The sequence below is a fragment of the Acidimicrobiales bacterium genome (assembly GCA_036399815.1).
Classification (GTDB): domain Bacteria; phylum Actinomycetota; class Acidimicrobiia; order Acidimicrobiales; family DASWMK01; genus DASWMK01.
Genome location: DASWMK010000064.1, coordinates 1 through 8,814 on the forward strand (window position 1 = coordinate 1; position 8,814 = coordinate 8,814).

Annotated in this window: 6 protein-coding genes; 5 read left to right on the plus strand and 1 reads right to left on the minus strand. The window is 74.1% G+C overall.

Annotated elements, in window-relative coordinates; all coding sequences use genetic code 11:
• Positions 1 to 24: 24 nt before the first annotated feature.
• Complete coding sequence (locus VGB14_04910) at positions 25 to 1,959, minus strand: S8 family serine peptidase (protein ID HEX9992249.1); 1,935 nt, start codon at positions 1,957 to 1,959, stop codon at positions 25 to 27.
• A 151-nt stretch (positions 1,960 to 2,110) separates the two neighbouring features.
• On the opposite strand from VGB14_04910, the gene VGB14_04915 reads away from it, so the two are divergent.
• The 5 genes from VGB14_04915 to VGB14_04935 all read left to right on the plus strand — a co-directional run bounded on the left by VGB14_04915 (position 2,111) and on the right by VGB14_04935 (position 8,598).
• Positions 2,111 to 3,193 carry a PP2C family protein-serine/threonine phosphatase gene (locus tag VGB14_04915; protein HEX9992250.1) on the plus strand — a complete coding sequence of 361 codons (1,083 nt, stop codon included), beginning with the start codon at positions 2,111 to 2,113 and terminating at the stop codon, positions 3,191 to 3,193.
• A gap of 4 nt (positions 3,194 to 3,197) precedes the next feature.
• The gene (locus VGB14_04920; protein ID HEX9992251.1) at positions 3,198 to 4,730 is read left to right on the plus strand and encodes an acyl-CoA carboxylase subunit beta; all 1,533 of its coding nucleotides are present in this window, start codon (positions 3,198 to 3,200) and stop codon (positions 4,728 to 4,730) included.
• On the plus strand, positions 4,727 to 5,629 hold the full coding sequence (locus tag VGB14_04925) for a hydroxymethylglutaryl-CoA lyase (GenBank protein HEX9992252.1): 903 nt from the start codon (positions 4,727 to 4,729) through the stop codon (positions 5,627 to 5,629). Before VGB14_04920 ends, VGB14_04925 begins: the two co-directional genes overlap by 4 nt.
• Before the next feature lie 3 nt (positions 5,630 to 5,632).
• The gene (locus VGB14_04930; protein HEX9992253.1) at positions 5,633 to 5,863 is read left to right on the plus strand and encodes a hypothetical protein; all 231 of its coding nucleotides are present in this window, start codon (positions 5,633 to 5,635) and stop codon (positions 5,861 to 5,863) included.
• 89 nt (positions 5,864 to 5,952) lie between these two features.
• Complete coding sequence (locus VGB14_04935) at positions 5,953 to 8,598, plus strand: EAL domain-containing protein (protein ID HEX9992254.1); 2,646 nt, start codon at positions 5,953 to 5,955, stop codon at positions 8,596 to 8,598.
• Positions 8,599 to 8,814 lie beyond the last annotated feature (216 nt).

Below are 8,814 nucleotides of genomic sequence, written 5' to 3' on the forward strand. Positions count from 1 at the left end.
ACCGGGGGGGCCCCCCGGCGTCCGCTAGGCGGGCGTGGCCACGAGGGCGAGGAACTGGTCGGCGTCGACCAGCCCGGCCCCGACCTGCTTCGGCGTGGCGTGCTCGACGGGGTCGGCCGTCGCCTGGAGGCCCTCGCGGACCTGCTGGGGGGTGGTCCCCGGCCGCAGGTCGAGGGCGAGCGCGGCGACGGCGGCGGCGTGCGGGGCCGAGGCCGACGTGCCGTAGAAGCGGCACACCTCGCCCTCGTCGCAGCCGAAGAAGAACGTCGTCTGCCCACCGTCGGTGGCGGCCACGTCCGGCTTCTGGAGCACCTGGACCCTGGGCAGCGCCGGCGCCGGCGTGCTGTCGTCGGTCACCGGGCCGAACAGGATCGTCACCGGGCCCTGGCTGGTGTACGGCTCGGCCCGGTTGTCGTGGTTGAACGGCACGGCGCCCACGCTGATCGTCCGCTCGGCGCCGTTGTGGCCGAAGATGCTAGGGCCGACGACGTCGGGGCCGACGGAGCGGTCGTACTCGACCGAGCGCAGGCCGGACGTGAACACGTGCAGGTACTTGAACCGGACGTCGCGGTCGCCGGAGAACCGGTTGACGACCAGCTCGACGGCCCTGCTGGCCCCGCCCCGGTTGGTGAAGATCAGCGACTCGATGGGCTTGCGGCTCCGGTCCTGCATGGTGATCCCCTCCTGGAGGAGCTCACCGGTGACGGCGTCGACCAGGTACAGGTCGAGGTCGGTGGTGACCCCGAACCACGGCTCGGCCCACTGGAGCACCAGGGTCAGCTGGCCGCCCGGCGCCATGATGAAGCCCGAGCCGGTGTCGGTGCGCCCGGCCGACGGGTCGAAGTCGTGGCAGTCGCTCCCCGCGAAGTCGGGGAGGGTGGCCGGGCAGGCCGCCGGCCGGAAGGCCCTGGCCTCGTAGGAGGCGACGTTGCGGCCGTCCACCTTGATGGTCGAGTTGCCGGCCGACGAGAAGTACGACGCCCCGTCGGCGACCACGTCGTTCACGGCCACGCTGACCGGCCCGTCCTGGTAGAAGGGCTCGCCGAAGTAGGTGACGTCGTCGACGATCACGTCGGCGCCCGCCTCCCGGAGGGCCCTGATGTTGTCGGCGAAGTCGTACATGCCCTCGAAGGCGGTGGCGAAGGCCAGGTCGGCGCCGGGGGCGAGGTCGTGGACGAGCTGGGCCATGCCCCTGCCTTCGTCGATGCCGCCCTCGCCGTCGTACTCGTCGATCACGTCGACCGGCCGGCGCGGCCCGCACGGGTCCTCGGGGCCGGGGAGGTCGCCGCTGCGGACGTCGTCCTCCTCGTCGGTGACGTCGAAGGTGGCGACGTCGTAGGAGTCGGACAGCACGCCGACCTCGACGCCGTTGCCGTTGACGTGGAACTGCTCGCGGGCGAGGTCGGCGTCGAGCTGCTCGTCGCCCTCCGAGACGACCGACTGGCAGTCGTTGCCGTCGCCCCTCGTCTCGGGCGCGCCGAGCGGCGCCCGCGCCGGGGTGAGCACCTCCTCGGCGTACTCGACGCCGGCGACCGCGCCGACGGCCCGCAGCGAGGCGGGGGCGACGTAGGCCGTCACCACCCGGTGGCCGGCCGCCACGTGGACCACGCGGGCGCCGGCCGCGGCCAGCGCGTCGACGGTCGCGGCGTCGGGCGACGCCACCCGCACCTCGGTGAGCACCCGGCCGGCGGCGTCGCGCAGCAGGCTGCCCGTCCCCGAGGCGGGGAGGCCGAGCGTGGCGGCCGCGGTGGCCGCATCGGCGGCGCGGGCGCCGGCCCCGGCGAGCGCGTCGAGGCGGGGCGACAGCGCCCCGCCGGGCTTGGCCGTGGCCAGCCGGGGTGCCCCGGTGGCGGCGCCGGCGACCGGGCCGGCGGTCACGGCCGTGCCGGCGACCAGCAGCGCGGCGACCGCGACGGTCCCGGCGCGCCAGCGGCGCGCCCGTCCACTTCGTGCCCTCACGGGCCCTCCTTCCGCACCCCCGGCCCGGAGCACCGTCATCATCGGTTCTGGACGGATGAGGTGCTACCACCCCCGGCCCTTGACGTGGATTGCGATCGCGTTGCAGCGCCTCGCGCCGGAACCCGGCCCCGGCGGTACGATGCGGTCCCCCATGGACAAGCCGATCCTGGCCGTCGTGGCCCTGGCCTGCGCCGCCGCCGCCATCGTGTGGGGGCGCTCGGCGCGCAACCTCCAGCGCGTCTGGCAGCGGGTCGAGTCCGAGTTCGGCAGCGACGCGGACGCCACCGTCGTCGCCAGGGGGGCCTTCCGCAAGGACGTCCACGCCGCCACCCTCTACGCCGTGCTCGCCTTCGCCAGCCTCGGCGCCGCGCTGTCCCCGGCCGCCGAGTCGGACTGGCTGTTCGCGTTCGTGCTCGTCCCGGTGGCCGCGTCCGTGCTGTCGGGCCGGGCGTTCCTCCGGGAGGCCCGGCTGGTGGAGGAGCGGGCCCAGCTCGAGCGGCGGGCCGAGGAGGTGCTGGAGCAGAGCGACTCGGCGCCCCGGCGCTGGGCCGACCGCCTCGCCCCCGAGGACCTCGGCGACTTCCCCGGCTTCGAGCTCGGCCGGGTGTACCAGGCCGGCGCCGGGCTGATGGCCGGCGACTTCTACGACGTGTTCCGGGTGGCGCCCACCAGGGTGGCCGCCGTGATCGGCGACGTGACCGGGCACGGCATCGAGGCCTCGATCACCGCCTTCCAGGCCAAGTACCTGCTGCGGGTTTTCCTCCGCCAGTTCCGGGACCCGGCCCAGGCGCTGGAGGAGCTCAACGCCCAGATGTCGGCCACGTCGAAGGACGGCGAGGAGTTCATCTCGATCTGCGTCGTCGTCTTCGACACCCAGGCCGGCACCCTCCGCGTGGCGTCGGCCGGCCACCCGGCGGCCTGGCTGTGGCACGACCGCGAGGTGCAGCCGCTGCGGGCCACCGGGCCGCTTCTGATGCTCGACCCGAGGGGCACCTACGTCAGCCGGGAGATCCCCCTCGACCCCGGCGACGTGCTCCTCCTCTACACCGACGGCCTGGCCGAGGCGAGGGACGGCGAGCACCTGTTCGGCGAGGAGCGCATCGCCAACACCCTGCGGCGCGACCCCGGCGTCGACCCCGACGTGCTCTGCAAGTCGCTCCTCGAGGCGGCCAGGGACTTCGCGTCCGAGCCGATGACCGACGACGTGGCGATCCTCGCCGTGCGGAGGACCTGAGGCGGTGACGGTGGCGGACGGGAACGACCTCGCGGCGGCGTCGGCGAGGGCCATGGCCGGGAACCTGGCCAGGGCCGGCGACAAGCTGGCGGCCCAGGGGAAGCTGTTCGTGCGCGACCGGCTGGCCCTGCTCCTCGACGAGGGCAGCTTCGTGGAGGACGCCCTGCTGGCCAACGCCATGGCCGGGGACCTGCCGGCCGACGGCGTGGTCACCGGGGTCGGGCGGGTCGACGGGCGGCCGGTGTGCGTGATGGCCAACGACCCGACCGTGAAGGCCGGGTCGTGGGGGGCGAGGACGGTCGAGAAGATCGTCCGCCTCACCGAGTACGCGCTCCGCCACGAGGTGCCGGTGTTCTGGCTGGTCGACTCGGCCGGCGCCCGCATCACCGACCAGGTCGACCTCTTCCCGGGCCGGCGGGGGGCGGGCCGCATCTTCTACAACCAGGTGCGCCTGTCCGGGCGGGTGCCCCAGATCTGCTGCCTGTTCGGCCCGTCGGCGGCCGGCGGCGCCTACATCCCGTCGTTCTGCGACGTGGTGATCATGGTCGAGGGCAACGCCTCGATGTACCTGGGCTCACCCCGCATGGCCGAGATGGTGATCGGCGAGCGCACCACCCTCGAGGAGATGGGCGGCGCCCGCATGCACGCCACCGTCTCCGGCTGCGGGGACAACCTGGCCACCGACGACGCCGACGCCCTCGCCCAGGCCAGGGCCTGGCTCACCTACTTCCCGCAGACCTGGAGGGAGCAGCCGCCCCGCTACCTGCCCGAGCCCCCCGCCCGGGAGCTCACGGCCGACCTCGTGCCGGCCGAGGAGCGCTTCGCCTACGACATGCACGACCTGATCGACGCCCTGGTCGACGCCGACAGCTTCTTCGAGGTCAAGCCCCTCTACGCGCCGGAGCTGATCGTCGGGCTGGGCCGCCTCGACGGGCGACCCGTCGGGGTCGTCGCCAACAACCCGGTCCACAAGGGCGGCGTGCTGTTCGTCGACTCGGCCGACAAGGCGGCCCGGTTCATCTGGTGCTGCGACGCGTTCAACATCCCGCTGCTGTTCCTCGCCGACGTGCCCGGGTTCATGGTCGGCACCCAGGTGGAGCGCCAGGGGATCATCCGCCACGGGGCGAAGATGGTGACCGCGGTCAGCGAGGCGACCGTGCCGAAGGTGTCGGTGATCGTCCGCAAGGCCTACGGCGCCGGCCTCTACGCCATGAGCGGGCCGGCCTTCGAGCCCGAGGCGACGATCGCCCTGCCGACGGCCCGCATCGCGGTGATGGGGCCCGAGGCCGCCGTCAACGCCGTCTACGCCAACAAGATCGCGGCGATCGAGGACCCCGACGAGCGGGCCGAGTTCGTGGAGGCCCGGCGCAAGGAGTACGAGGAGGACGTCGACCTGCTCCGCCTCGCCTCCGAGCTCGTGGTCGACGCCGTGGTCGGGTTCGAGGACCTGCGCGCCGAGGTCGTCCGCCGCCTGGAGCTGGCCGAGGGCAAGGACCGCCACTTCTCGGACCGCCGGCACGGGGTGCCGCCGGTGTGAGCCCGCTCCCCGAGTCGGTCGACGTCCGCGAGGTCGGGCCCCGCGACGGCCTCCAGCCCGAGCGGCCCGTGCCGCCCGAGGCGAGGGCCCGCCTGGTCGAGGCCCTGGTGGACGCGGGCGTCCGCCACCTGGAGGCCGCCGCCTTCGTGTCGCCCAAGGCGGTGCCGGCGATGGCCGGCGGCGCCGAGGTGTTCGCCATGGTCGAGCGCCGGCCCGGCGTCGTGTACGCCGCGCTCGTGCCGAACGTGCGGGGCGCGGAGATGGCGCTCGCCGCGGGGGCCGACGAGCTGACGGTCACGATCTCCGCGTCCGAGGCCTACAACCGCCGCAACGTCCGCATGTCGGTCGAGGAGTCGGTGGCCGTCGTCGCCGCCATCGGCGAGCTGGCCGGCGGCGTGCCGGTCGACGCCGTCGTGTCGTGCGGGTTCGGCTCGCCCTACGAGGGCGACCTCGACCCCGCCGCCGTCGCCGGGCTGGGGGAGCGGCTCCTCGCCGGCGGGGCGACCACGCTCACCTACGCCGACACCACCGGCATGGCCACCCCCCGGCGGGTCGCCGACCTGCTCGACCGCACCGGCCCGGACGTCGGCCTGCACCTGCACGACACGAGGGGGACGGCCCTCGTGAACGCGTACGAGGCGATGGCGAGGGGGGTGCGGCGCTTCGACACCTCGGTGGCCGGCCTGGGCGGGTCGCCGTTCGCCGCCGGGGCCACCGGCAACCTCGCCACCGAGGAGCTGGTCGCCGTGCTCGACGACCTCGGCGTGCGCACCGGCATCGACGTCGAGGCGCTGGTGGAGGTGGCCCGCTCGGTCGCCGACCTGGTCGGCCACCCCGTCCCGAGCCGGGTGGCGGCCGCCGGCCCCCGCTCGTGGCTGGCCGCCGAGGCGACCGCCTAGGCGATGCCGTGGTGCGACGGGTGTGACCGCTACTACACGCCGCCCTCCGTCCGTCCCGACGGCACCTGCCCGCACTGCGGGCGCGCCCTCGCCCGTCCCGGCGGCGGTGGTGCCGACCGGCCCCCCGTCGCCACCCGGGCCCCGTGGCACTTCTGGCTGATGGTCGCGGCGGTCGCCGTGTACCTCGGATGGCGCCTCGTCCAGGGGCTCGCGTGGATGGTGGATCACCTGTGAACAACTTCGGCCGATCTGGGGAAGGTGAGGAACGTCCCTGGTACCCTGACCGGACGGCCCTGGGGGGATCCGGGCGCGCGAGGGAGTCGATGACGCACGACGCCGATGCCGGCGCAGGGCGGGTGGCCCTGTCCCAACGTCTGGTGAACCTGCGCGTCTGGACCCTGAGCAGCCTGCTGCTGGCCGCGGGCGCCGCGCTCCAGGTCGCCGGCCTGTCGCTCGACGCGCCGACCCGCGAGCACCCGATGGACCGGGCCGTCATCGGCGTCCTCGCCGCCGCCCTGGCCGTGCTGTTCGCGGTCACCGAGGCCTTCGTCGTCCGGGTCCAGCTCCGCCGGGACAGCCACGCGTTCACGCTGAGCGAGATCCCCCTGATCCTCGGCCTGGCCTTCTTCAGCCCGGCCGTGCTGATCGCCGCCCGGCTGGTCGGCGGGGCCGGCACCCTGCTGCTCGTCCGGCGCCAGTCGCCGATCAAGCTGGCCTTCAACCTCTCGATGTTCTACGTCGAGACGTCACTGGCCGTGGTCGTCTACCGGGCCATCCTGAGCGGCAGCGAGATCGTCAGCTTCAGGAGCTGGGTCGGCGCGTTCGCCGTCGCCGTGCTCACCAACGCCGTCACCGCCGGCCTGGTGAGCGTCGTCATCCGCCTGAACGGCGGCCGGCCGGGCCGCACGGTGCTCTGGCACGGGTTCCTCGCCCTCGGCGCCGGCGTCGTCACCAACACCTGCATGGCGCTCATCGCCGTCACGACCCTCGACGTGTCGCCGGCCTCGGGCGTGCTGCTCGCCACCCTCGGCGGGATCTTCTACGTCGTCTACCGGGCCTACGCCGCGCTCGGGCAGCGCTACGCCAGCTTGGAGTCGCTGCACGCGTTCTCGAGCCGCATGGGGCGGTCGCTCCAGGTCGACGAGATCCTCCAGACGATCCTGATCGAGGCCCAGGAGCTGCTGCGGGCCGAGCGGGCCGAGCTGCTGCTCGTGACCGACGACGGCCAGACGGTCGCCCGGGTGACCGTCGACGACCGGGACGACGTGCAGGTCGACGCCCTGGACGACACCCCGGCCGAGCTGGCCGAGGTGGTGGACACCGCCCTGCGGGTGGCCCCGGGGTTGGGCGGGAGCCCGACCCTGCGCCGCCAGCTGGCCGACCGGGGCGTGCGCCACGCGCTCCTCGCCCCGCTGCGGGGCAAGGAGGGGCTGGCCGGCGTGATGATGGTGGCCAACCGGATGGAGCAGCCGGAGGTCTTCGACCCCGAGGACCTGAAGCTGTTCGAGACCCTCGCCAACCACGCCAGCGTCTCCCTGGAGAACGGGCGCCTGGTCGAGCGGCTGCGCCGGGTGGCGGCCGAGAACGAGCACCAGGCCCTGCACGACCACCTGACCGGGCTGCCCAACCGGGAGCTGTTCGGCGTGCGGACGGGCGAGGCCATCGCCGAAGCCCGCCGCACCGGCCGGTCGGTGGCGGTGATGCTCCTCGACCTCGACCGGTTCAAGGAGATCAACGACACGCTCGGCCACCACTTCGGCGACACCCTGCTCGAGCAGGTCAGCACCCGGCTGCTCGGGCTGCTGTCGCCCGCCGACACGATCGCCCGGCTGGGCGGCGACGAGTTCGCCATCCTGCTCACGACCATCGACGACGTGTCGAGCGTGCGGACGACGGCCGAGCGGGTGCTCGAGTCGCTGACCACCCCGTTCCACCACCAGGAGCTGGCCCTCGAGGTCGGGGTCAGCATCGGCATCGCCCTCTACCCCGACCACGGGGCCGAGTCCCAGCTGCTCCTGCAGCGGGCCGACGTGGCCATGTACGCCGCCAAGCAGGCCCAGTGCGGCTACGACATCTACGCCCCCGAGCGGGACCAGTACAGCCCCCGGCGGCTGGCCCTCGTCGGCGAGCTGCGGTCGGCGGTCGACAACGAGGAGCTGGACGTCTACTACCAGCCCGTCGCCGACCTGCGCCTCGGGGTCGTCACCGCCGTCGAGGCGCTGGTGCGCTGGAACCACCCCCGCCACGGCTTCCTGCCGCCCGACGAGTTCGTGATGGTGGCCGAGCGCACCGGCCTGATCCGCTCGCTCAGCCTGTTCGTGATCCGCCGGTCGCTCGCCCAGTGCAAGAGGTGGGAGGAGGACGGGCTGAAGTTGGCGCTGTCGGTCAACCTGTCGGCCCGCAGCCTGCTCGACGGCCACCTGCCCGACGACGTCGCCACCCTGGTCGAGGAGTCCGGCGTGGAGCCGTCGCGGCTCACGCTCGAGATCACCGAGAGCTCGTTCATGTCCGACTCGACGAGGACCCACGGGGTGCTCACCCGCCTGTCGGACATGGGCGTCCAGCTGGCCATCGACGACTTCGGCACCGGCTACTCGTCGCTGTCCTACCTGCGGCGCCTGCCCGTGGACGAGATCAAGATCGACCGCTCGTTCGTCACGAACATGCTGGTCAGCGAGAACGACAGCGTGATCGTCCACTCGATCATCGACCTGGCCCGCAACCTGGGCCTGACGGTGACCGCGGAGGGCGTGGAGCACCGGGAGGCCTGGGACCAGCTGGCCGGCCTCGGCTGCCACCGGGCCCAGGGCTACTACCTGAGCCGGCCCCAGCCCGTCGCCCGCCTCGGCCAGTGGCTCAGCCAGACCGGCGGCCGGGTGCCCGGCGCCCTGAGCGCCGTGCCCGACCCGGTTGCCGCCCTCCGCAACGCCCCCGTCACCCGCATCGACCGCGCCACCGGCCAGTCCTGACCGGACGCCGCCCCGGGCGGCGTGCGGCCGGCCCGGTCGCGCTGCCGAGATCGCACGCCGTGGCCGGCCGGCGGCGCTGCCGAGCGGTGACCGCCGCCGCCGCCGACCGACGGCCCCGCTGACCGTGCCTCGCCTCCCAGACCAGCGCTGCTGAGCTCGCGCGCCGTCGCCGGCTGACCGGGCTCCCGAGGGCCGGCGCCGGCGCCGGCGCCGGCG

Bases quoted from the DNA above. Each gene is read 5' to 3' on its own strand.
- VGB14_04930 (HEX9992253.1), top strand. From the start codon at position 5,633: ATGCCGTGGTGCGACGGGTGTGACCGCTACTACACGCCGCCCTCCGTC.
- VGB14_04935 (HEX9992254.1), top strand. From the start codon at position 5,953: ATGACGCACGACGCCGATGCCGGCGCAGGGCGGGTGGCCCTGTCCCAA.
- VGB14_04915 (HEX9992250.1), top strand. From the start codon at position 2,111: ATGGACAAGCCGATCCTGGCCGTCGTGGCCCTGGCCTGCGCCGCCGCC.